The organism is Micromonospora sp. C51, from assembly GCF_018070435.1.
GTDB classification, from domain to species: domain Bacteria; phylum Actinomycetota; class Actinomycetes; order Mycobacteriales; family Micromonosporaceae; genus Micromonospora; species Micromonospora sediminimaris.
In genome coordinates this window covers 177758-202090 of record NZ_JAGPXQ010000009.1, presented here as the reverse complement: position 1 = coordinate 202090, position 24333 = coordinate 177758, and the positions used below count along the sequence as shown (strand labels likewise).

Sequence of the window (24333 nt, the reverse complement as noted above, 5' to 3'; positions counted from 1 at the left end):
GCCGGCAACCTGCCGGCTCACCGCGACGACCGACACGAGGATGTCGAGGCCAGCCGGCCTGCCGGGCTCCGGCTACCACTCGCCAGCCAGCAGGAGCAGCACCTGGCCGGGTGGCACGTCAAGGTCTGCCGGCACGCCGCACCTCTCTGTCGTCGGGAGGCTGCGGTGACCAGGCGGCACCGTCCCAGACGGGGGATGCCAGGTACGGCTGGCTGGTCACCGCAGCCCTGAGGACTCCGCAGCTACCCGCCTCGACCACGACGTCAGCGACAAGTAGCGCGTTCATCCCCTTCGGCTTCCGGCCAATCGGCGCGGACCTGAACGTAGGTTGCCGACTACCCTGCGTGTGCGGAAAGGTGTGAGCAGTGGGCCCACAGCACAGCCAACGCGGTGGAGGTGCCGATGGAGGATTTCGGGGCGACCCTGAAACGGCACCGGATGGCGGCTGGCTTGTCGTTGCGCGGGCTGGGAGCGGCAACCCATATCGACTACTCGTATCTGTCCCAGGTGGAGCGGGGTGCCCGAAACCCGTCCCGGAAGCTGGCGCAGGCGTGCGACGACGCGCTCGGTCTGGGCGGCGCACTCGTACAGCTCTGGCAGCAGCAGGTAGGCGAGGCCGACATGCACCGGCGCAGGTTCCTCGCAATGGGTGCCTTGGCCGCCGCGCCGGCTGTCGCCCCGATGGTCAATTTGGAAGCCCTCCGCCACGGTTTCACCACCGTCGCAGGGCACACCGACGAATGGGACCAGATCGTCGCTGGCTACGGCTACGACTACTACCGGCTCCCCGCCGACCTGCTGGAACGCCAGCTCACCGCCGACCTGACCGTTCTACAACATCAGCTCGCGGTGACCAATGGGCCCGAGCGGGCAGGGCTGCTGCGGGCCGCGTCGAAGTTATCGCTGGTCGTCGCGTTCGAGATGGTCGCCTCGGGGCAGGGTTGGGCGGCCAGCAGGTGGTGGCGGTCATCGCGCAGACTCGCCGAGGAGTCCGCTGATCCGGACTCTGTTGTCGCAGGGTGGGCGTGGGATGTGGTGAACGGCTGCTATGACGGCCGTGATCCCGACAAGGTGGTGGAACTGTCGGACCGAGCGATGCCGCTGCTACCTCGACGGGCATCGGCGGCGACATGCGGTCTGCTGGCCGGACGGGCGCAGGCCCTGTCGCTGGCTGGACGGCATGCGGAGGCGATAGCCACCGTCGAGCAACTGTCGCGCCTCGCGGAACAGCTACCCACTTCGGTGATCAACGATGTTGGATCACTTTGGGGATGGCCTGAGCACAGGCTGCATCACACGGCCTCGTGGGTGTACACGCACGCCGGTCGCGTCGTGGAGGCGGAGCGAGCACAAACCCGGGCACTCGCGTTGTATCCGCAGTCGCAGGCGCGACTCCGCGCCCAGGTGCAACTGCACAAGGCCGCATGCTTGGTTAGGGACGGTGACATCCCCGACGGGCTGCGGTTGGCCGCCGACCTGCTCGATGGTTTGCCGGCCGAGCACCGCAACGAACTGCTGCTGACCGTGGCCAGGCAGGTGGCGGACGCCGTTCCGGCAGGTGAGCGGCGGCGGTCCGCGTACGGGGAGTTGACCGCCCGCGTCGGCGCATAGGCTGCCGGCCATGGCCATCGCCTACGTTCGCCACACCAGCCTCACCCCTGCCCTGGTGGACGTCCTGGCTGACCTGTACGGGCTGGTGTACGCCGAGCCACCCTACGAAGAGGGGCCGGACGAGGTGGCCGGTTTCCGCGACGGTCTGCCCGAGCAGGCCGAGCGGGCGGGCTTCACCCTGCACACCGCCCACCAGGATGATGCGTTGATCGGGGCGGCGTACGGATGGACGATGCCGGCCGGGGTGTGGTGGCGTAACGCCGACCGGAATCCGCCCCCCGACATCCACGCCGCCGACAAGCTCGCGGTCATGGAATGGATCGTCGATCCACGGTGCCGCCGCCGGGGCGTCGGTGCCGAGCTGATGCGACGTCTGCTCGACGGGCGGCCGGAGCCAGTCGCGACCCTGGCGGCCAACCCGGAGTCGGCTGCCCGAGGCATGTACGAGCGGGCCGGGTGGGTGCAGGTCGCGAGGTCGATGTTGCCGTGGGGTACGCCGATGGACGTGTTGGTGCTGCGGCTGCCCGCCGACGGCATCGACGGCTGACGGCGACGGGTCAGCGGGCGGTTTCCGCAGCCGGCAGGCTGACGGTCACCTCCAGGCCGCCGCCGGGCTGCGCGACGGCGGTCACCGTGCCGCAGTGCGCGTCGCAGACCGCGCGCACGATGGACAGGCCGAGGCCCGAGCCGCGCGCCCCGGTCCGCTCCCGGCCGCCCCGCCGGAAGGGCTCGAACAGCCCCGGCACGTCGGCCGGGTCGACCTCGAAGCCGGTGTTGCCGACCACCAGCCAGGATCGCTGACCGTCCGAGCCGGTGCGCACCCAGAGCCGGCCATGCAGGTGGTTGTAGCGGACCGCGTTCTCGATGAGGTTGCCGGCCAGCCGGTCCAGCAGCCCGGGGTCACCCACCACCGGCGCCGGCTCCAGCGACGTCTGGACCGCCAGCTTGATCCGCTCCACTTCCCGGCGTACGGCGGAGAGCGCGTTGACGGTGCCGGCGGCCAGGTCGAACTCGCTGCGCCGGCCGAGCCGCTGGCCGGTCTGCGCCTCGCTCCGGGCCAGCACCAGCAGCGCGTCGACCAGCCCGTTGGCACGTTCGGAGGCGTCGCGTACCACGGTCGCCATCCGGCGGTACTCGCCGGTGTCCGCCTCGTCGTCGCTGAGCGTCACGTCGATCTCGGTACGCATCACCGCCAACGGCGTACGCAGTTCGTGCGAGGCGTTGGCCACGAACCGCTTCTGCGCCTCGAAGGCGGCGGCGATCCGGTCCAGCATGGCGTCGAACGTGTCGGCCAGCTCGGCCACCTCGTCGTTCGCCCCGGAGTAGCCGATCCGCTGGTCCAGCGTGGTCTCGCCGAGCCGGCGCGCGGTCGCGGTGACCTGGTGCAGGGGGCGTAGCGCACGCCCGGCGACCGCGTACGCCCCGACCACGCCGACCACGCCGATCGCCAACAGCGCGGCCAGCCCCTTGGCCAGCAGTTCCCCGGAGGCCGCGTCGACGAGCCGCTGTTGCCATGCGGCGGCCTCCAGCGTGCTCCCGTCAGCGAGCACCACTGTGGTGCCGGGCAGCAGTTCGTCGGTGGGGCGCAACGCGTCCTGCACCAGCAGCCAGGCCAGCAGCACCAGGATCGCGCCGGCACCGACCAGTAACACGCCGTTGAGCAGGGTCAGCCGCAGCCGCAGCGTGGGACGTAGCCGCAGGGCGGGCCGCCGCAGGGCGGGCAGCCGGCGGCCCGCGGTGCCCGTCACTGCACCACCTCGGCCGTCCGGTAGCCGGCCCCGACCACGGTCTCGATCAACGGTGGATCACCAAGCTTGCGACGCAGCGTCATCACAGTGACCCGGACGATTGTGGTGAAGGGGTCGGTGTTGGCGTCCCAGACGCGTTCCAGCAGTTCCTCGCTGGAGACCACCGCACCCTGGGCCTTGAGCAGCTCGCAGAGGACGCCGAATTCCTTGTTGGTCAGCTCCACCGGCACCCCGCCCCGGGTGGCGGTACGGCGGGCCGGGTCGACCACCAGGTCGGCCATTTCCAGCACCGGCGGGGCCGCCGGGGTCGCCCGTCGGCCCAGCGCCTGCACCCGGGCGACCAGTTCGTCGAAGGCGAACGGCTTCGGCAGGTAGTCGTCGGCACCGAGTTGCAACCCCTCGACCCGGTCGGCGACCGTGCCGCTGGCGGTCAACATCAGCACCCGGGTCAGTTCGCCGGACGCGGCCAACTCCGCGCAGATCTGGTCGCCGTGCCGGCCGGGCAGGTCACGGTCGAGCACCACCACGTCGTACCGGGTCACGAAAGCCATCTCATGGCCGCTGTCGCCGTCGTACGCGACGTCCACCGCCATGCCCCGTTTGCGCAGCCCCCGCGCGATCGCGTCGGCGAGGTTGCGCTCGTCCTCGACCACCAGTACCCGCATGCCCGCCCCTTTGTCCGCCCACCGACCATCGACAACGTAACGCCGCCAGCCAAGCCACCCGTGACGGGTGTCGGCCTGACCGGCCGGGAAGGAGCCGAGCCGGCCGTGCGGAGTCAGTCGGGCAGTTGCCAGATGCCGTAGCCACCGTCGAACAGACGGCAGCCGACGAGGTCGTACCGGCTCTGGCAGTCACCGCCGGCGCCCGGCAGCACATCGAGCCGGCGGGCCGGCGCCCCCGTGGGATCGAGCCGGGCCAGCACCAGCCCCACCTCGGCCACCGCACGCACCATGAGCACCTGCGGGGCGTACTCGTAGCGGGCAACCATGTTCCACGACCCGTGCTCGGTCACCGTCGCACCGGTGCTCAGGGCGAGCGTGACGATCTCGTTGGTGTTCCGGGCCACCGCGAGGACGTTGCCGTCACCCACCAGCACGATGTCGAGAATCTCCTCGCTGCTCCAGCGCACCGCCCCGCTGGCCGGGTCGAGGACCTGCAGCCCGCCGCCGGCCAGCCCGGCGCAGAGCAGTGGCCCGCAGCCGGTGACGTAGGTCGCCGTCGGCACGGTCACCTGCCAGCGCTCGGCCAGATCATCGACGTCGAGCGCGGTGACGGTGCGGGAATTGCGGACCACCGTCACCAGATCGCCGGTCACCCACGCCTGCTGGTAACTGCTCGACTGGTCGGCGGGCGGGGGAAGGCGGTGCCGCACCGTCCCGGTCATCGGGTCGATCACCTGGACCTCGCCGTCGACCGTCGCGACCACGATGCTGTCGAGCGTTCCGTCTTCCCGCTGCCAGTGATCGACGCTGGCCGCCGACAACGACATGGACCACAGCTCGCGGGCGTCGGCCAGCTCGATCACCCGTAGCACGTTCGGCTCGCTGTCGCTGAAGGTACGCAGCAGCACCCGGCCGGGCATGTCGAGAACCGCGATGCCGGGCACCCGCCAGCGCTCCTCGCCGGTGCGCGCGTCGAGTCGCACGGTCTCGCTGGTGGCGGTGTCCTGCCGAGCCATGGCGACCAGAAGCCCGGCGTCAGCGACCGGCTGCACCCGGTAGACCCGGTTGCCCGACGGCACGGGTACCCGCCACAACGGCGTCAACCGCTGCGGTGCGACGGTGGGACGGTCGGGCCGTGGATAGGCGAGCAGCTCCTGGCTACCGTCGGTGACCCCGGGCATCGGGGAGACCGTGAAGACCTGATCGGCTGCGATGAACAGGTCGCTGCCCAGGGCGGCGGGAACGATCGCGTGGATCCGCCCGGCCGGCGGTGCGCCGCCCGCCAAGGTCAGCAGCGCGATCAGTGCCACCACCACGACCGCTACCCGGCGGCCACCCGGCCCGGGACGGCGGCGCTGTGCCGGCGGCGGATCGGTCAGCTCGGTCAGCTCACCGAGGTCGATCAACGTCACGCTTGCCCTCCCCTGACACACACCCTACGCGCGGCGGGCGGGCGGGGTTCCGCCTGTACGATGGCCCGTCGTGGCTGTGCCGGTGGTGAATTCCTCGCTGAAACCCGTCTCCGAGACCGTCGAGACGAGATCAACGACAACACGTCCCCGGCGGCGGCCGACCCGCGCCGACGCGCTGGCCATCGGAGCCTACGTGCTGCTCGGCGTCGTCGTCTGCCTGAACTACTGGGCCGACGTGAACAACCGGGTCTCCTCCCACCTGCCCACCGACCACAGTTGGTTCGAGTGGCTTTTCGCGCACGGCGCGTACTCGGTGCAGCACCTGGAGAACCCGCTCTTCACCGCCCGGCAGAACGCGCCGGACGGGGTGAACATGATGGCCAACACCTCGCTGCTCGGGGTGACCCTGCCGCTGGCGCCGCTGACCATGCTGCTCGGCCCCCAGGTGGTGTACGCGCTCTACCTGGGCGGGGCGTTGGCCGCCACGGCGGGCACCTCGTACTGGATGCTGTCGCGGCATCTGGTGCGCTCCCGCGCGGCGGCCTTCGTCGGCGGCGCGTTCCTCGGCTTCGCGCCCGGCATCGTGCACCACGCCAACGGTCAGCCCAACTTCGTCTCCAACTTCCTGCTGCCGCTGATCGTGGTGCGGGTGTTCCGGCTGGTCGAGCCGGGCCGCTGGCGGCGCAACGCTCTGGTCCTGGGGCTGCTGGTGGCGTACCAGATCTTCATCAACGAGGAGATGCTGCTGCTCACGGCGCTGGCCTGCCTGGTCGTCGTGGTCGCGTACACGGCGATGCGTCCCCGGGTGGCGTGGGCGCGGGCGGGCACCTTCGCGGCCGGGCTGGGCCTCGGCGGTGCGGTGGCGCTGTTGCTGACGGCCTACCCGATCTGGTTCCAGTTCAACGGCCCACAGTCCTACCGGGGGCTTCAGGGCGGGGTGTTCCACAGCTGGGGCGAGGACATCGTCGCCTTCGTCACCTTCCCCCGCGACACCGTCGCCGGTGACGAGGCGGTGGAGGCGACCATCGGCATGACCGAACAGAACACCTGGTTCGGCTGGCCGCTGGTGCTGCTGTCGGTGGTGGCCCTGGCCCTGCTGGTCCGCCGCTCACTTGTGGCCCGGATCCTGGCCGTACTGGTGGTGGTCTTCTCGGTCGCCGCGCTCGGCCCGGAGATCCGCTTCAACGGCGAACTGACCGGCATCGCCGGCCCGTGGTCGTACATTCCGGAGGATCTGCCGCTTGTCGAGATGATGATGCCGACCCGGCTGACCCTGGTGACCACCGCCGCGCTCGGCGTACTGCTGGCACTGGCCTGGGATGCGGTGGCCGGCAGCCACCGACCGCCGGTGCCGGCGCCCCGCGCCCCGGAGGCCACCGACCGGCGGCGACTGCGCTGGCAGCACGTCGTCGGATACGCCGCGATCACCCTCGCCCTGCTGCCGCTGCTGCCCCGTCCGCTTCCGGCCGAGCCGGTCGATCCGCCGCCGACCTTCATCACCTCGGGCGCCTGGCGACCGTACGTGCCGGACGGCCGCACGCTGGTGCCGGTGCCCATCCCCAGCAACGTGCACGGCCTGTCCACGCTGCGCTGGAGCGCGCTGACCGGGCACGAGTTCCCGATCCCGGCCGGCTACTTCATCGGCCCGAACGAGGACGGCGAGGGCGTCTTCGGCGCCCCGAACCGGCCCACCAGCACCCTCATCTACCAGACCATGGACGCCGGTGAGCTGCCCGAGATCAGTGACGAGAACCGCCGGCAGGCGGTGGAGGACCTGCGCTTCTGGCGCGCGTCGGTGGTGGTGCTGGGCGCGCATCCCCGCGAGCCGGTGCTACGGGAGCTGTTGACCGCGCTGCTCGGGGATCCACAGCGCGTCGACGACGTCTGGCTCTGGGACGTACGCGACCGGGTGTGACGTACCGTCATCCGACGTCGGGAGGCAGCGGCTCGGAGACGTGGGCGGTGACGATGCGCCAGCCCTCCGGTAGGCGTACCCAGGTCTGGGTCTGCCGACCGGTGGTGGCGGTGTCGCCGTACCCGAACCGGGTCGTGACGACCGCGAGGTCCGGGCCGAAGGCGGTGACCAGCGTGTCGACGAGCCGGCGGCCCGGCGGCAGCGGTGGTTGCGCCGCCCGCCACTTGCGCTGCTGGTCGAGCCCGTACTGGTGGTCGGCGAGGCCGAAGCGCACGGTGGCCTCGGCGTCCCAGAAGTATCCGCAGATCCGGTCGACGTCGCCGGCCACCAGCGCCTGCTCGTAGCCGACGAAGGCCGCCGTCACCTCGGCGACCACGTCCGTCCGGTCGATCTCCATGCGGTGAGTCCTTTCTGGGCGGGCGGCACGGCGGGTGGCACGGCGGGTGGGCGCACCCGGCCGGGCGGCGGCGGGCTGGTGCGGGCCGCACCGCCGCCCGGCCGGAGCTCAGCTGTTCACCGCCGGTTCGCGCTTCTCATCGCCGGCCGGCTCTCCGGCCGCCACCGGATCCGTCGGGCCGGTGAGGGCGGGAGTCGGGGGTGCCGGAGTGTCCCCACCGTGCAGGCGGTCCAGCTCGGCCTCCTCCGGCTCGGGCACCCGGGGCGGGTACTTGCCGAGCGCGAAGATCGCGCAGATCACCGCCACGAAGAGGTAGCCGAGCGCCACCTGCCCGTTGGCGTTCCACTGGACCTCCTCGCCGTGGATCAGGCCGATGAAGGCGAGCACCGCGCCCGAGGCGGCGAAGATGGCCGCCTGGACGAAGCGTTTGTCGATGATGAAGGCGACGATCGCGCCGAGCACCAGACCGGCGAGGATCGCCCCCTCGCCGAGGATGCGCAGACCGTCGTAGACCACTCCGGCGCCGGCCAGCGCCTCGTCGCCCACCTCGGCGGCGGTGGTGCCGGCCGCCGCCAGGGCGTTGTTCATCTGCCCGGTCGCCCACGCCGCGATGTTGGGGATCAGGGCCGCCACCACCGCCGCGGCGTGCGCCCGGGGCGTCGCCTGGAACGCCTGGGCGCCGATCAGCAGCCCGATGTAGAGCAGGATCGGCACGATCGCCGCGGTCGGGAAGATCGCGCCGAGCAGGGAGAACATCCCGAGGAAGCAGAGCAGCGCGATGACGATCCCGGTCGCCATCGAGTAGCCGGTACGCCCACCGGCGGCCTTCCAACCCGGGTGGCCGACGTAGACCGCCGGTGGGAACGGCGAACCGAGGGCGGAGCCGATGACCGCGCCGGCTCCGTCGGCGAGCAGCACACTGCGCAGGTTGTAGTTGTCCCCGGCGGTGGCCGCGCTCTCCACGTTTGTCATCGCCTCGGTGAAGTTGTAGACGCCCAGCGGGATCGCGGTCGCCAGCAGCGGCGCCATGTCGGAGAGCCCGCGCAGCAGCAGGTCGAGCTGGAAGGTGGGGAAGGCGAACGCGATGTCCCGCGCCGCGGCGGTGACGTCAGGTACCGACATCGCCCCGCCGATCCAGCCGATCGCCGTACCGAGCAGCAGCGCGGCCAGCCCGATCGGGAAGTTGAACGGCAGCTTCACGTCGGTCAGCAGGCCGATCAACAGCAGCGCCAGCACCGGCAGCGCGATCCAGGCCAGCCGCCACATCTGGCCGGCCGGGTTCATCGAGATGAAGGTGATGGAGATGCCGGCGAGCGTGCCGAGCAGCGCCGCGCGCGGCGTGTAGCGGCGGATGTACGGGCCGACGAACGCGCCGATCAGCACGATCACACCGATGATGAAGGCCCAGGCCAGCCCCGCCTCCCAGGCGCGTAGCGCGTCGCCGGTGCTGAGGTAGATGGGCAGCATGATGACGAAGATGACGATGAACATGTGCGGCACGCTCGGCCCGTACGGCAGGGCTGTCACGTCGGAGCGGTTCTCCCGGCGGGCCAGCCGTCGGGCCAGGTGCGTGTAGTAGATGTTCCCCGCGACCAGGGCGATACCGAGGGCCGGCAGGATCGTGCCGAACACCTCCCGCTCGGGCAGGTTCACCACGAAGAGGCAGAGCCCGGTCAGAGTGAGCACGTTGACCAGGACGTTGACGCCGAAACCGAAGAACGCGTTGGTGTCGCCGCGCACCCAGTACGGCAGCGACACGACGGAGGGTCTGGTGGGGACCATGGCTGCTCCCGGTCAGGAGGAGGATTGCAACACGGGGGTGGTGGGCAACACGGCGAGCACGTCCGTCGAGTCGGCGACCCACCCGAAGATGCCGCCCTGGGCGGCGATCATGTCGAGCCCCACCCGGTGGAACTCGGGGAAGTAGGACCCGACGCAGTCGGCGAGCACGAGGCACTCGTACCCACGGTCGTTGGCCTCCCGGACCGTGGTGTGCACGCACACCTCGGTGGTGACCCCGGTGACCAGCAGACTCTGCACGTGCCGCGCGGCGAGCAGGGCGTCCAGGTCGGTGGCGTGGAAGGCGCCCTTGCCCGGCTTGTCGACGATCGGTTCGCCGGGCAACGGCGTCAACTCGTCGACGATGTCGTGGCCGTACTCGCCCCGGACGAGGATCCGGCCCTTGGGGCCGGGGTCGCCGATGCGTTTGCTCGGCAGGCCCCGGTTGAGCTTGGCCGGTGGGCAGTCGGAGAGATCGGGCAGGTGCCCCTCCCGGGTGTGCACGACTGTCAGTCCGGCGGCGCGGGCACCGGCCAGCAGCGCCGTCAGGGGTGCGATGGTCCGCCGCAACTGGCCGACGTCGTTGCCCAGGCTCTCACCGAATCCGCCGGGCTCCAGGAAGTCGCGCTGCATGTCGATGACGAGCAGCGCGGTGGTCGCAGGGTCGAAGGTGTACGGGGAGGGCCGCGCTGCGGCAACTGTCACCATGGCTCACCTCACCTGGTCGTGGCGGCGATGACGGCGTCGGAGGTGGCGACGCAGCCGAACACGCCGCCCTGCATGGTCACCATGTGCAGCGCGGCGTCGTGGTTGTCCTTGTCGGTGGCCCCGGTGCAGTCGGCGAGGATCAGGCACTCGTAGCCCCGGTCGTTCGCCTCGCGCATAGTGGTGTGCACGCAGACGTCGGTGGTGATGCCGGTGAGGATCAGGTGGGTGATGCCCCGGGTACGCAGCACCAGGTCGAGATTGGTGGCGTAGAAGGCACCCTTGCCGGGTTTGTCGACGATCACCTCGCCGGGTGCCGGGGCGACCTCGGGCACGATCTCCCAGCCGGGTTCGCCCTTGACCAGGATCCGCCCGCACGGGCCCGCCGCGCCGATCTCGGCACCGATCTGCGCGGACCGCCAGCGCTTGTTCGCCGGCAGGTCGGACAGGTCGGGGTCGTGGCCCTCGCGGGTGTGCACGACAAGCATGCCGAGCGACCGGGCGTGGTCCAGCAGCCGGGCGGTGGCCGGCAGGCCGGCCCGGGTGAGTCCGATGTCGTAGCCCATCGCGTCGACGTAGCCGCCCGGGCCGCAGAAGTCGGTCTGCCAGTCGATGCAGAGCAGCGCGGTACGCGCGGTGTCGGCCGTGCCGTCGTACGGCCACTGGTAGGGGTTCGCCGTTACCGGCCCGATCCTGCCCATCCTCTCCTCCTCCGTTGGTCAACTCCGGTGCGCTGCGGCCCGGCGGTATGCCCGCCACCCACCCGCGGCGCTGATGTCCTCGGCCCGCGCATCGACGGCGTACGCCTCGCAGAGGAAGCCGAGCACGTCCCGCCCGTCGTGCAGCCGGACCCAGCCCAGCGACAGCGGAGCCGGCACCCCGGCCAGCAGTTCGCCGACGGCGGCCACCGGCAGTCGCCACAGCTCGACCTCGATCGGGTGTCCCTCCGGGTCGGTGTCGGCGACCCGGACCAGGCCCGGCAGCCCGTCAGCGTCGGCCGTCTCCAGGCGGTAGAGCCGGTAGCGCGGCGCGGTGCGCGCGGCACCGGCGAGGGTGGCGCCCCGCTCGGTCAGCTCCGCGTTGCGGGACTCGCCGGCCAGGTGCCGGCCGACGACGGCGATCAGCACCTGCGCCGGCCCAGTCACCGAGGCGGTGGCGGCGGCATCAGGGGTGGGCCGGGACGCGGCGGTGAAGGCGGCGGCGAGTTGGGCCAGGGTGGTGTCGCTGAACGCGGGGCCGAGCAGGGTCAGGCTCGCTGGCCGGCCCGCTGCGGTGAACCCGTTGGGCACGGTCACCGCCGCCAGGTCGAGCAGGTTGGCGAACTGGGTGTAGCGACCGAGCATCGTGTTGCGGCCGATCGGGTCCTCGGCGATCTCGTCGAGCGTGAAGGTCGTGCCCACGGTGGGCACCACCAGCACGTCGACCTCGTTCCACAGCTGGTCGACCCGGGTCCGCAACTCGCGCAACCGGTGCTGGCCCCGGAAGACGTCGATCGCGTCGTAGCGCCGGCCGGTCTCCAGCACGCTGCGGGTGACCGCCAAAACGGCCTCGGGATGTTCCCGCAGGAAGCCGTCCAGCCCGGCGAGCCGTTCGGCCACCCACGGTCCCTGGTAGAGCAGCTCTCCCGCCTCGAAGAAGCTCTGCAACGGCACCGACCCGACCTGGCCCACCAGACCCCGCAGCGCCTGCACGCCCGCAGCGAACCGGACCGCCTGTCCCGCGTCCCCGAAGAACTCCAGGTCTTCTGCGCGGGGTACGCCGAGGCGTAGCGTGCCCGGCATGCGGGCCATGACCCGCTCCGCCGGTAGCGGACGCCCCCACGGGTCGGCCGCCGAGACGCCGCGCGCGGTGTGCAGCACGTCCACCGCGTCCGCGACGTCGGTGGTGAAGACCGAGACGCAGTCGAGCGAACGGCAGGCCGGCACCACCCCGGCGGTGCTGAGCAGGCCCCGGGTGGGCTTGAGGCCGACGATCCCGTTCAGCGCCGCCGGCACCCGGCCGGAGCCGGCGGTGTCCGTACCCAGGGCGAAGCTGACCTGGCCGGCGGCGACCGCGACGGCCGACCCGGAGCTGGAGCCGCCGGAGATCAGCCCACCGCCGAAGACGCTCTCGCAGCTGCCGTACGGGGACCGCGCCCCGGTCAGCCCGGTGGCGAACTGGTCGAGGTTGGTCTTCCCGACGAGCAGCGCACCGGCGTCGAGCAGCCGGCGCACCACGGGCGCGTCCTCGCCGGCGGAGTACCCGAAGTCGGGGCAGCCAGCCGTGGTGATCATGCCGGCGACGTCGATGTTGTCCTTGACCGCGAACGGAATCCCGTACAGCGGCAGGGTCGCGGGGTCGGCGGCGGCGGTCAGCCGCCCGGCGCGGGCGAGGAGCACCCGGGCCGGCACGGTGCTGATCCAGACCGGCCCACCGTCCGCTCCGGACAGCCCATCCAGGACCCGTTCCGCCAGGTCGGTGGGGGTCAGGTCGCCGTGGCGGTACGCCGACCGCAGCTCCGAGATCGATCCGATCCGCTCTGGCATACAGTCGATTGTCGACAGTTGTGTTTCGGCGAACCGCGCGGTACGTAACGACGACATGACGGCCGCGGGTGAAGCTACCCGAGATACGACCGTGCCCCGTGCTCGGACAGCACGGCGAGCACCAGCTCCGGGTCACCGGCCTCGACCGCCTCGAAGAGCCGCTCGTGCCGGTGGACGCCGTCCTGTGGCTGCGCCACCTCCGCCTCGCGGCGCAGGTTGATCGCCATGTAGAGCTGCAACTTCACCAGGATGGAGTCGTACACCGCAGAGAGCTGCCGATTGCCGGCCAGCGCCACCAGCGCGACGTGGAACGCCCGGTGCGACTCGGCGACCGCCAGCCGGTCACCGTTCCGGGTCGCCTCGCTCATCTGGTCCAGCGCCGCCCGCAGCCCGGCCAGATCGCTCTCCCGAGGCACCGGGATCGCCGACCGGACCGCGAATCGTTCCAGCACGTCGCGCAGTTCGTACAGCTCTCGCACGTCGCGATCCGACAGGGTGGCGACCCGGACTCCCCGGCGCGGGACGTGCTCGACCAGCCCCCGCTGCGCCAGCAGCCGCAGCGCCTCACGCAGCGGCGCCCGGCTGATTCCGAGCCGCCGGGTCAGTTGCTCCTCCACCAACCGTTCACCGGGATCACTGCGGCCGCTGAGGATCTCCCGGGTCAGTCGGGAGACGGCGAGCTCCACCAGACTGACACTCTCCAGCTCGCCCTCCGCCGGCGATGCGGCCACGTCACTCACCCCGACGAGTGTGCCACCTGCCGCCGGAGCCCCCTTCGGACGCGTCAATCCACGAGCGGCCGAACGTCCCAGACGAGTGCCCCGCCGATCTCCCGGGCCGGACCGAGCAGGGCCTCGACCGTCCGGCGCACCGGGTCGCCGTGGTGCAGTCCACCCTGCACCACCACGGCCGCCCGCCAGTGCCGCAGGTCGGCCACCGCCTGCTGGCGGTCAGTCTCGCTGATCGGCGGCACCTCGCCGGTGTCGGCCACCCGGCGCAACAGCAGCGAGGTGGGCCGGTCCGGAGCACCCCAGCGGGCCGCCGGATCGTCGGGGGAACGCGGACCGATGAAGAAGCCGCCCGGGGCGGTGAAGGCCAACCCGGTCCGGGCGGACCAGAGCATCGCCGGGCTCTGACCCGCGTTGGTCACCGGCGGCACCGGCACCACCGTCCGCCCCGCCGGGACGTAGGCCCGCCAGGTTCCCTCGGCCACGAACGCCGGGACCGGCCAGTTCGGCACGGCGCGGATCGGGGTCGGCGCCAACGGCAGCAGCGCGGCGGCCACCGCACCGGCCCAGAGCAGCCGCATCGGCACCGCGTCCGGTCCCGCGTCAGCGGTGGCCGGCTGCCGCTGCACCCGGTCCACCGAGAGGGCCAGCAGGATGCCCAGCACCGGCACGCAGACCAACGCGAACCGGGCCGGCACCACATGGTCGAGCAGGGGCAGCTCGGCGATCAGCAGGTACGGGCCGGGCAGCTCCGTCGACGATCCGTCGAGACGTACCCGGGGGCCGAGGGAGAGCAGGGCGAACACCACCCCGCAGGCGGCGAGGGCCCGGACCAGCGGTCGACGCCACAGCCACACCGTCACGACCAGGGCCAGCACCAGCAGACCCGGCCCGAAGAAGGAGTTCTCCTCGGTCGCGTTGGGGGCCAGCAGGGCGGGCAGACGATGATCGCCGAGGACGGTCTGACGGGCCGTGGCGGTGAACGAGGCGGCGTCCAGCTGGAAGCCGTACGCGTGGAACGGCATGCCCCGGTAGTGGCCGGGGCCGAAGAACTGGAACCACAGCGGATAGGCGAGCAGGGTGGCCGCGACCACCGCACCGACCGCGATCCGGCCGGCCGTGACCGGCGCGAGCCGGCGTGCGGCGGCCCGGTCGGTCAGCGCGTACCCGATGACCAGGACACCGGCGGCGAGCGCCACCAGGAGCAGCACTTCCTCGCCGAGGAACGCCTGGTACGTGACGACCAGACCGAGCAGCACACCGGGCCGCCACACCCGTGGCCCGGTGCCCGCCGGTGCCGCTGTCGCGTCGGCCGGGTCGGGCGCGAACACCAGTGCCAGGATCACCGGCACCAGGAACTGGGCGGCCATGTGCAGGTGTGATCCGGCCTGCGCGACCATGCCGGGGGCGAAGCCGCAGACCAGCCCGCCGAGCGCGGCGGCCAGCCGGGACTCGACCAGGCGGCGGCGCAGCAGCACGTACCAGGCGGTGGCCGTACCGGCCAGGCACCCGACCACCGCCACCGCGAACGCCGCCTGCGAGCCGAACAGCAGGGTGACCGGAGCCAACGGAACGCCCAGGCCGAGCACCGAGGTGTTGGCCATCAGGTTCACCCCGCCGGGCGCGTTCAGCGCGTCGCTCCACAGCGGATCGTCCAGGCCAGCCACCGCACGGGCGGCGTGGGCCAGCATCCACTCGAAGAGGATCTGGTCGCCGGCCTGATGGAAGAGCCGGTCCGGCCGGCCCCACTGTCGGCTGGTCAGCCAGGTGGCCAGCGCCAGGTAGCCCGCCACCACCGCCAGCCCGGGCGTACGCGGGCGGAGCCGCCAACGGCGACTGGTGGTGCGGGCCTGCACGTCCCGCTCGACGGTACCGAGCGACATCAGACCCGGGGGTCGGTGAGTGACCGTACGTCCCACACCCAGACGTCCAGTTCGAGCCGGGCCGGTCCGACCAGTTGCTCGACGGTCTGCCGCAGCGGCTCCGAGTGTGGCTGCCGGACCGGCAGCACGAGGATCGCCGCCCGCCAGTACCGCAACTCGTCCAGGGACCGACGCCGCTGGCGGTCGTCCAGTTGCGGCGTCCGGCCGGTGGTGGCGACCTCCTCCAGCAGCTTTCCGATGCCGCTGGGCCGGCCACCGAAGCGACCCGGGTCGCCGGTGTTGCCGTTGCGCGGGGCGAGGAAGTAGCCGCCGGGGATCTTGAAGTCGAGGTTGGTGGCGGCGGCCCAGCGCATGCCGTGGGTGTTCCCCATGCTCGGCACCGGGATCGGCACCAGGGTCTGCTCCGGCCCGACGTAGGCGCGCCACCGGTCGGAGGTGATGAAGTCCGGCACCGGCGGACGGGAGGTCATCGGCAACGGCATGGGGGTGATCGGCAGCAACGCGAGCACCAGACCGGCGGCGGTGAGCGTACGCACGGTCCTTCCGTCCAGAGACAGCGTGCTGGTCCGCTCGATGGCCAGCGCCAGCAGGATCGCCACCACCACGCTGGTAATCATGCCGAACCGGGTCGGCACCACCGCGTCGAGCAGCGGCAGCCGGACCAGCCAGTTCCACGGCCCGACGACCAGTTCCCGGTCCCACCAGCTGATCCGCTCACCGAGGGAGAGGATGGTGTAGAAGGCGGCGGTCGCGGCGAGCGCCCGGACCAGCACCTCCCGCCGGAGCCAGAGCACGATGCCGACCGCGATCAGCGCCAGGCTCCACCCGAAGAAGGCGTTCTCCTCCGAGTAGTTCGGCGCGAGGTTGACATTCGCCCGCTGGTTGCCACCGATGGTGGGTGAACCGGGGGCGAAGTACGCGGCGATGTCGTTGCCGTAGTCACGGACGGCGTCGCTGAGCCCGTGGTACGCCATCGGGCCGGCGAACTGGATGTACAGCGGGTACGCCAACAGCGAGCCGGCGATCACCGTGCAGGTGGCCAGCGCCTTGACCAACGGCCGCCAGGCCGCCGACCAGATCCCGGGCCGCTGGACGACCACAGCGATCAGGAAGATCCCGCAACCCATCGCGGTGAAGAGCAGGATCTCCTCGTTGATGAACGCCTGCGCGGTGACCAGCAGGGCCAGCAGCGCGCCGTCCCGGTACGGCCGGGTCGATCGGGTGATCACCATGACCCGCCACACGATGAACGGCAGCAGGAACTGGCTGATGATGTTCGGGTGCCAGCTGGCGTGCGACAACATCGCCGGCGAGAAGCCACAGAACCAGCCGCCCACCACCGCGGCGAGCGGGTTGCGCACCACGTGTCGGGACAGCACGAAATACCAGGCCGAGGCGGTCCCGGCGAGACCGAGCGTCACCAGCAGCACGAACGTCACGGCCGGCCCGAACAGCAGGGTCACCGGCACCATCGGGATGCCCAGGGCGAGGATGGCCGTGTTGGCCATCAGGTTGACCCCGTCGGGGTAGTTGAACTGCTCGGTGAAGAAGGGGAACTCCCCGTGCAGCACCACCCGCACCGAGTGGGCGAGGAAGAACTGCACCTGCGCCGGGTCACTGCTGTAGAGCGAGGCCACCCGACCGGCCGGGTCCATCCAGATCTGGCTGGTCACCCAGAGCGCGGTCAGCAGGAACCCGCCGAGGACCGCGAGGTCCCGTCGCCGGGGCGTCCACCGGAACCGGCGTCGGCGTTCCGGCGCGGCATCGGCGGCATCGGCGCCCCGCGTACCGTCGGCCGGTGCGGTCTCCGTCAACTGCCGGTCCGTCCCGCTCCCGGTCGCGGGGGCCTCGGTGACCGGGGCCTCGCTCGCGGGTGCCTCGGTGACCGGGGCCTCGGTCGCGGGCGCCGCCCCGTCGATCGCTGCGGCCCCCGCCGCGGCCGGCTCGGCGGCGGACGTGGTGGCCCCCGGCGCGGACCGCGTGCGGTCGTGCGCCTGATCACCGACGGTGACGACGTCGGCGGGAGAGTCGGCGACGTCGGCGGATCTCGGCAGCGCGGCGGCGCGGGTCTCGGCAGGCGTCACAGTCGGCGGAGTCTACCCGAGTGGGGAAAATGCCCCAAGTCAACGCGGTGTCCCCTGTGGCCGGTGTGGTGGCTGCGCGACGCAGCGTATGGCGACCCGAAGCGGCGGCGGGACGTCTCGTACTATTGCCCTCCGACACGACGACGCGATCCGATCGGGGGCGTGACAGGTGGCTCCAGCCCGTTGGCGCGGCTTGACCGCCACCGGTCTGTCCACCCTGCTGATCGCCGTCACCGCCTGCGGGCCGGTCGCCGAGCGTCAGGCACGAAACCTGCGAGTCGGTTACGACAGCATGGACGGTTCTCTGACGGTGTGGCCGCCGCGCGGCTCACTCGCCGAGGACACCGCGGCGACCGCCGCCGTCACCGAAGCGGTACGCGACTGGCGCTCGCCCGTGGACGACCGGGTGCACGTACCCTCGTCCGGGATCCTCTTCTCCGGTGAGGTCGACGGCCGACCGCTGGCCCTGGTCGCCGCGTCGGTACCCGGTGAGGCCGCGTCCTGGCTGCTCCAGCTCACCGGCGACGGCAACCGGTACACGGTCGGTCACGCCACCGAGTACACCGACCCCGGCTACCTGGTCTACTCCGACGTGCTGCCGGTCCAGGCCGCCGACGGCCGGCGCTATCTGACCTCCGAGCGGGTCCGGCGACTGGTCGGGCCGAACGGTCGCATCCTGTCCGACCGCGACGGCCTGACCGACCCGGTAGAGGTGCCCCGGTGCCGGGCGGTGACGGTCACCGCCACCCTGCGCTCCACCGAGTCGCTGCCCCGGGGCCGGGCCACCGACCGGCTGCTCGACCTCGGCACCGGCATCACCGCCCCCCGCTACCCGCTGGTACGCGACGAGAGCGGCTCCGGCCGGCGCGCCCTGACCGGCCTCGACACCTGCAACCTGGCCGGCGAGAACGGCCCGTTCGGCAGCATCTTCCGGCGCGCCGGCGACCGGGACGTGCCGCAGTCGGTGCCGGCGTCCTGGCCGATGGCGAAACTCGCCGTACGTACGCTCGGCGAGCTGTCGCTCGACGGCGGCGAGCCGGCCGAGCTGGAGCAGCTCACCTGGGAGAGCGCCGAGGGCACGATGAGCGCGGTGGTGTACCGACCCGCCGACGATGGCCCGGTGGTGCTCTCCCCCGCCGACCGGACGAACCCGTTGCAGGTCTACGAGCTGCCGCTTCCGGATCAGCCGCTGGTCGTGCTGAGCTGGCGCGCCACCAAGGACACCACGCTGTCGGTGCCGCCGGACACGACCCGTCTGGTCGACCGTCCCGGGCTGGTGGTGGCCCCCCTTCCCGAGCGTCGCGAAACCTTCAGCCTCGCCGCCGACGAGAAGACCCACTACCGATCCGCCGGCTCCCCCCGCCGCTAACCCCACCCACCCTGCCTTCCCCGCCCCGCCCCTCCCCCTCACCCCTCCGCACGCGTTGATCATGAAGTTGTTGTCGCGCCACGCCGGACGGGACGACAACAACCTCATGATCAACGCCGCGCGGCACCCGCGCGCGGGGCAGAGAGGCGGGGGTAGGGGCTGGGGGTGGGGGGGGGTGGGTGAGTTGCGGGTGGGGTTGGCGGTCAGGTGGGGTGGGTCGACCGGCTCGGTGTCGAGGCGGGAGATCCAGCCGGTGACGTCGCGGGCCACGTCCTGGGCGGTCAGGCCGAGGTCGGTCAGGAGCTGGTTGCGGGAACCGTGCGGATACCACCCGGGCGGTACGCCCAGGTCCCGCAGCGGCACCCGGACATCGGCGTCACGCATGGCCCGGGCGAGCGCGTCGCCCACCCCGCCGGACCGTACGCCGTCCTCGACCGTGACCACCAGCCGGTGCTCGGTGGCCAGCTCGACCAGCTCCGCCGGGATCGGACGCACCCAGCGCGGGTCCACCACTGTGACCCCGTAGCCCTGCTCGGCGACCCGGGCGGCGACCTCCATGCCGAGCTGACCGAAGGCGCCCACCGCGACCAGCAGCACGTCGGTACGCGCCGACTCCGCCAGCACGTCGACCGGCCCGACCCGCCGCACAGCGGGCAGATCGGCGGCGACCGCGCCGGTCGGGAAGCGGACCACGGTGGGGCCGTCGTCGACGGCGACCGCCTCGCGCAGCTCCTCGCGCAGCGTGGCGGCATCCCGGGGTGCCGCGATCCGCAGGCCCGGCACCACGCCGAAGACCGACATGTCCCAGATGCCGTAGTGGCTCGGCCCGTCGGGGCCGGTGATCCCGGCCCGGTCAAGCACGAAGGTGACCGGCAGCCGGTGCATCGCCACGTCCAGCAGAACCTGGTCGAACGCCCGGTTGAGGAAGGTCGCGTAGACCGCCACCACGGGGTGCAGCCCGCCGAGCGCCAGGCCCGCCGCCGAGGTGGCGGCGTGCTGCTCGGCGATGCCCACGTCGTAGGTGCGCTCCGGGTACTTGCGAGCCAGCTTCGCGATGCCGGTCGGCTCGGCCATCGCCGCGGTGATGCCCACCACGTCGGGCCGCTCGTCCGCGATCGCGACCAGCTCGTCGGCGAAGACGTGGGTCCACTTCACCGACGGTGCGGCGGTGGCCTTGCCGTCGGTGATGTCGAAGGCGCCGGGGCTGTGGAAGCAGTCCGCCTCGTCCTCCTCGGCGGGACGGTAGCCGTAGCCCTTGCGGGTGACCGCGTGCACGATCACCGGGCCGCCGAAGTTCTTCGCCGCCCGCAGGGCCGTCTCGACCGCGGCCAGGTCATGCCCGTCGACCGGGCCGACGTACTTGATGCCGAGGTCCTCGAACATCGCCTGCGGCGCGACCGCGTCCTTGATGCCCTTCTTGACCGCGTGCAGCACCTCGTACATCGGCTTGCCGACCAGCGGGGTCGAGCCGAGGGCGTCCTTGACCGCGTCCAGGACCTTCTCGTAGCCGGGGTTGAGTCGCAGCGTCGAGAGGTGATGGGCGAGACCGCCGATCGTCGGCGCGTACGAGCGCCCGTTGTCGTTGACCACGATGACCAGCGGGTTGTCGGTGGCGGCGATGTTGTTCAGCGCCTCCCAGCACATACCGCCGGTCAGTGCCCCGTCGCCCACCACGGCGACGACGCTGCGCGATTCGCCACGCAGCGCGTACGCCTTGGCCAGCCCGTCGGCGTACGACAGGGCGGTGGAGGCGTGCGAGTTCTCGATGAGGTCGTGCTCGCTCTCGGCCTGGTTGGGGTAACCGGAGAGCCCGCCCCGCTGGCGCAGCTGGTCGAACCCGCCCTGCCGGCCGGTGACGATCTTGTGTACGTACGCCTGGTGGCCGGTGTCGAACAGCAGCCGGTCCCGGGGAGAGTCGAAGACCCGGTGCAGGGCCAGGGTGAGTTCCACCACGCCCAGGTTGGGCCCGATGTGCCCACCGGTACGCGACACCTTGGCGATCAGGAAGTCACGGATCTCGGCGGCGAGGATGTCCAGTTCGGTGGCGGACATCCGCTTGACGTCCTGGGGACCGTGCACCGTGGCCAGCAGCCGGCCGTGGTTGGCCGTGTCCTCTTCAACACTCATGACCGCAGAGTCTATCGGCCCTCGCGCACCTCGCAGCGTGGGCGCAGCGACCACCGGGACTGAGCACCTAGTCAGGCCGGCACCAGCAGCCCGACCAGCTCCACGTGCCGGGTCATCGGAAACAGGTCGTACCCGCGCAACGCCGCCAGCCGCCAACCAAGCTCGGCGAAGACCCGCAGGTCCCGGGCGAACGACGCCGGGTCACAGGCGACGTACGTCACGGCACGCGGTCCGGCGGCCACCACGTCGCGTACCACCCGCGCGCCGGCCCCCGTCCGGGGCGGATCGAGCACCACCACGTCGACCGGCCCGGTGATGCGGCGACGGGCCAGCGCGGTCTCCACCCGGGCCGCCACCACCTCGACGGCGGGCAGGTCGCGCAGATTCTCCCGGGCCGCCGCGACGCCGTCACCAGCCGCCTCGACCAGGGTGACCCGCCCGGTCTGGCCCACCCGACCGGCCAGCGCGGCAGCGAACAGGCCGGCGCCACCGTAGAGATCCCAGGCCCGCTCCCCCGGCCGGGGGTCGGCCAACTCCAGCACCGCGTCGGCCAGGGTGTCCGCAGCGGCGGGATGCACCTGCCAGAACGACGAGGCGGGCAGCACCCACTCCCGGCCGGCGGCCCGCTCCCGGATCCGTTCCGGGCCACTGACCCGGCGACTGGCCCCGGCCGCGACGGCGGTCACCGCCACGTCCCCGCCGGTGGTGGCGACGGTCTCCACCGCCTCGGCGTCCGGCCAGCTCACGCCGGCGGCGGTGAGCACCGGCAGCTCCTGGATCGCCGGATGGGCGATCAGGCAGCGGTCGACCGGCACCACCTCGTGGGAGCGATGCTTGAGCAGTCCGGCACGACCCGCCGCGTCGACCGCGTAGCGGACCCGGGACCGCCAGCCGAGTGGACCGCCCGGCAGCGCGATCACCCGCAGGTCCAGCTCGTCACACCGGGCCTCGTCCAGTCCACCGAGGCGGATGAGCTGCTCACGGACCGCCGCCGCCTTCCAGCGAAGTTGGGCGTCGGGGGCGACGTGTTGCAGGTCGCAGCCGCCGCAGCGGCCCGGTCGTGCGTACGGGCAGGGCGGGTCGACCCGGTCCGGTGCCGCCTCCAGCACGGTGACCGCGTCGGCCCGGACGAACCCCCGGTGCACCTCGGTCACCTCGGCCAGCACCCGCTCTCCCGGCAGTGCGTGCCGGACGAAGACCACCTGGCCATCCACCCGGGCCACGCAGTGTCCTCCGGGGGCGACCGCCGCCACGGTCAGTTCGACCCGCTCGGCCTCCTCCAGCCCGCTCGTCGCGCCGAGCCCGACGATCCGCTCGCTCACCGGGGTTCCCCGTCCGACGGTTCGCGTTCCGGGCCCGGCGGCGGAGCGGACGGGGGCAGGGTGGCACCGCGCGCCACCCGGGGACCACGGACCGGCCCACGGCCGAGCGTGGCGTCCATCCGGTCCAGGTCCTTGCCGGCCGTCGAGGCGAGCTGCCACGGCACGCTGGTCACCATCACCCCGGGCTCGAACAGCAGCCGGCCCTTGAGCCGCAGCGCGCTCTGGTTGTGCAACAGGTTCTCCCACCAGCGACCCACGACGTACTCGGGGATGAAGACCGTGACCACGTCGCGCGGCGACTCCCGGCGTACCCCGGCCACGTAGTTCAGGATCGGGCGGGTGATCTCCCGGTACGGCGAGTCGATCACGGTCAGTGGGATCGGCACTCCCCGCCGGTCCCAGTCGGCCTGCAACTGGCGGGTGTCGTGGTCGTCGACGTTGACCGTCACTGCGGTGAGGGTGTCCGGTCGGGTGGCCTGCGCGTACGCCACCGCTCGCAGGGTGGGTTGGTGCAACTTGCTGACCAGCACGATCGCGTGGTTGCGGGCCGGCAGCACCGGCCGTCCGTCGTCCGGGGCCAGCTCGACTGCCACCCGGTTGTAGTGCCGGCGGATGGCCAGCATCAGCACGTAGATCAGGCCCATCGCGACGATGGCGATCCAGGCGCCGAGCAGGAACTTGGTGATCAACACGATCACCAGCACCGCGGCGGTCATCGCCATGCCGAAGGTGTTGATCGCCCGGGACCGGACCATCCGACTGCGCACCTGCGGGTCCCGCTCGTTGCGCAGCAGCCTGTTCCAGTGCCGGATCATCCCGGCCTGGGAGAGGGTGAACGAGACGAAGACGCCCACGATGTAGAGCTGGATGAGCTTGGTCACCTCGGCCTGGAAGCCGATGATCAACAGGATCGCGAAGCCGGCCAGAAAGAGGATCCCGTTGGAGAAGGCGAGCCGGTCACCCCGGGTGTGCAGCTGCCGGGGCAGGTAGCGGTCCTGGGCGAGGATCGAGCCGAGTACCGGGAACCCGGTGAAGGCCGTGTTGGCGGCCACGAACAGGATCGTGGCGGTCACCCCGACGACCAGGAACAGCAGCACCGAACCCGGCCCGAAGATCGTCTCACCGAGTTGCGCGGTGACCGTCTTCTGCACGTACCCCTCGGGGCCGGAGACGATCTGTAGGGCGGGGTTCTCGACGAACTGCAGCCCGGTGAGCCGGGCCAGCCAGACGATGCCGACCAGCATGGTCACCGCGACCAGACCCAGCATCAGCAGCGTGGTGGCGGCGTTGCGGCTCTTCGGCGCCTTGAACGCCGGCACGCCGTTGGAGATCGCCTCCACGCCGGTCAGCGCGGCGCAGCCGGAGGAGAAGCTGCGCAGCAGCAGGAACGCCATCGCCCAGCCGGTGGTGTCGTGCCACTCGGCGGCGATGACCAGGTCGGCGCTGGGGGCGCGCAGGTCCTCGCCGAGTACCACGATCCGGACCAGCCCGGTGAGGATCATGCCGACAATAACGATCATGAAACCGTACGTGGGGATGGCGAACGCGCTGCCCGCCTCCTTGATCCCGCGCAGGTTGACCGCGGTCAACAGCACCACGGCGGTGACCGCGATGAGCACCTTGTGGGTCGCGACGAAGGGGATCACCGAGCCGAGGTTGGCCACCCCGGAGGAGACCGACACCGCGACGGTGAGCACATAGTCGACAAGCAGCGCGCTGGCCACCCCCACGCCGGCACGCGGGCCGAGGTTCACCGTGGCCACCTCGTAGTCGCCGCCGCCCGACGGGTAGGCGTGCACGTTCTGCCGGTAGCTGGCAACCACGGTCAGCATGACCACGACCACGCCGAGGGCGACCCACGGTGAGAACACGAACGCCGAGGCGCCCGCGATGGAGAGCATCAGCAGGATCTCGTCCGGCGCGTACGCCACGCTCGACAGCGCGTCCGAGGCGAAGACGGGCAGGGCGATGCGCTTCGGCAGGAGGGTGTGCTTGAGCCGGTCGGACCGGAACGGCCGGCCGACGAGCAGCCGCTTCAGCAGGGAGGTGGATCGGGCCACAAC

General features: G+C 71.8%; 17 protein-coding genes and 1 pseudogene. 4 read left to right on the top strand and 14 right to left on the bottom strand.

Annotated elements, in window-relative coordinates:
* The first annotated feature begins 402 nt into the window (after positions 1–402).
* Both KBX50_RS13520 and KBX50_RS13515 read left to right on the top strand, forming a co-directional pair.
* Positions 403–1611: a helix-turn-helix transcriptional regulator gene (locus tag KBX50_RS13520; protein WP_210937367.1), complete on the top strand. Its 1209-nt coding sequence runs from the start codon at positions 403–405 to the stop codon at positions 1609–1611.
* Between the two features lie 10 nt (positions 1612–1621).
* A complete protein-coding gene (locus KBX50_RS13515) occupies positions 1622–2158 on the top strand; it encodes a GNAT family N-acetyltransferase (RefSeq protein ID WP_210937366.1) in 537 nt (178 codons plus the stop codon).
* Between the two features lie 10 nt (positions 2159–2168).
* Here KBX50_RS13515 and KBX50_RS13510 read toward each other — a convergent pair whose 3' ends face one another.
* The 3 genes from KBX50_RS13510 to KBX50_RS13500 form a co-directional block, all read right to left on the bottom strand.
* Positions 2169–3359 (bottom strand): HAMP domain-containing sensor histidine kinase, encoded by a 1191-nt coding sequence (locus tag KBX50_RS13510; protein ID WP_307870946.1) that lies wholly within the window; start codon positions 3357–3359, stop codon positions 2169–2171.
* Positions 3356–4024: a response regulator transcription factor gene (locus tag KBX50_RS13505; RefSeq protein ID WP_210937365.1), complete on the bottom strand. Its 669-nt coding sequence runs from the start codon at positions 4022–4024 to the stop codon at positions 3356–3358. Before KBX50_RS13505 ends, KBX50_RS13510 begins: the two co-directional genes overlap by 4 nt.
* 113 nt (positions 4025–4137) lie before the next feature.
* Positions 4138–5436: a PQQ-binding-like beta-propeller repeat protein gene (locus KBX50_RS13500; RefSeq protein ID WP_210937364.1), complete on the bottom strand. Its 1299-nt coding sequence runs from the start codon at positions 5434–5436 to the stop codon at positions 4138–4140.
* Positions 5437–5512: 76 nt separating this feature from the next.
* Between KBX50_RS13500 and KBX50_RS13495 the strand changes: the two genes are divergently transcribed.
* Positions 5513–7351 (top strand): hypothetical protein, encoded by a 1839-nt coding sequence (locus tag KBX50_RS13495; protein WP_374224622.1) that lies wholly within the window; start codon positions 5513–5515, stop codon positions 7349–7351.
* Between the two features lie 7 nt (positions 7352–7358).
* On the opposite strand, the gene KBX50_RS13490 is transcribed toward KBX50_RS13495, so the two are convergent.
* The 8 genes from KBX50_RS13490 to KBX50_RS13455 all read right to left on the bottom strand — a co-directional run bounded on the left by KBX50_RS13490 (position 7359) and on the right by KBX50_RS13455 (position 17182).
* Positions 7359–7748: an AtzH-like domain-containing protein gene (locus KBX50_RS13490; RefSeq protein ID WP_210937362.1), complete on the bottom strand. Its 390-nt coding sequence runs from the start codon at positions 7746–7748 to the stop codon at positions 7359–7361.
* A gap of 108 nt (positions 7749–7856) precedes the next feature.
* Positions 7857–9530 (bottom strand): regulator, encoded by a 1674-nt coding sequence (locus KBX50_RS13485; RefSeq protein ID WP_210937361.1) that lies wholly within the window; start codon positions 9528–9530, stop codon positions 7857–7859.
* 12 nt (positions 9531–9542) lie between these two features.
* Positions 9543–10235 (bottom strand): cysteine hydrolase, encoded by a 693-nt coding sequence (locus tag KBX50_RS13480; protein WP_210937360.1) that lies wholly within the window; start codon positions 10233–10235, stop codon positions 9543–9545.
* An 8-nt stretch (positions 10236–10243) separates the two neighbouring features.
* Positions 10244–10933: a cysteine hydrolase family protein gene (locus tag KBX50_RS13475; protein ID WP_210937359.1), complete on the bottom strand. Its 690-nt coding sequence runs from the start codon at positions 10931–10933 to the stop codon at positions 10244–10246.
* A gap of 18 nt (positions 10934–10951) precedes the next feature.
* On the bottom strand, positions 10952–12757 hold the full coding sequence (gene atzF / locus KBX50_RS13470) for an allophanate hydrolase (RefSeq protein WP_210937358.1): 1806 nt from the start codon (positions 12755–12757) through the stop codon (positions 10952–10954).
* Between the two features lie 74 nt (positions 12758–12831).
* Positions 12832–13497 (bottom strand): GntR family transcriptional regulator, encoded by a 666-nt coding sequence (locus KBX50_RS13465; protein WP_210937357.1) that lies wholly within the window; start codon positions 13495–13497, stop codon positions 12832–12834.
* Between the two features lie 44 nt (positions 13498–13541).
* Positions 13542–15368 carry a hypothetical protein gene (locus tag KBX50_RS13460; RefSeq protein WP_247673608.1) on the bottom strand — a complete coding sequence of 609 codons (1827 nt, stop codon included), beginning with the start codon at positions 15366–15368 and terminating at the stop codon, positions 13542–13544.
* Positions 15368–17182, bottom strand: coding sequence for a hypothetical protein (locus KBX50_RS13455; protein WP_210937393.1), 1815 nt, complete (start codon positions 17180–17182; stop codon positions 15368–15370). The genes KBX50_RS13460 and KBX50_RS13455 overlap by 1 nt, the downstream gene beginning before the upstream one ends.
* 439 nt (positions 17183–17621) lie before the next feature.
* Between KBX50_RS13455 and KBX50_RS32795 the strand changes: the two genes are divergently transcribed.
* Positions 17622–18821, top strand: coding sequence for a hypothetical protein (locus KBX50_RS32795; protein ID WP_307870948.1), 1200 nt, complete (start codon positions 17622–17624; stop codon positions 18819–18821).
* A gap of 224 nt (positions 18822–19045) precedes the next feature.
* On the opposite strand, the pseudogene dxs reads toward KBX50_RS32795, so the two are convergent.
* The 3 genes and pseudogenes from dxs to KBX50_RS13440 form a co-directional block, all read right to left on the bottom strand.
* Positions 19046–20948: pseudogene (gene dxs, locus KBX50_RS13450) on the bottom strand (1-deoxy-D-xylulose-5-phosphate synthase); the annotation flags it as partial.
* A 71-nt stretch (positions 20949–21019) separates the two neighbouring features.
* Positions 21020–22270, bottom strand: a complete 1251-nt coding sequence (locus KBX50_RS13445) for a TRAM domain-containing protein (RefSeq protein ID WP_307870944.1) — start codon at positions 22268–22270, stop codon at positions 21020–21022.
* Positions 22267–24330 carry an APC family permease gene (locus tag KBX50_RS13440; protein WP_210937355.1) on the bottom strand — a complete coding sequence of 688 codons (2064 nt, stop codon included), beginning with the start codon at positions 24328–24330 and terminating at the stop codon, positions 22267–22269. Before KBX50_RS13440 ends, KBX50_RS13445 begins: the two co-directional genes overlap by 4 nt.
* Positions 24331–24333: the final 3 nt, after the last annotated feature.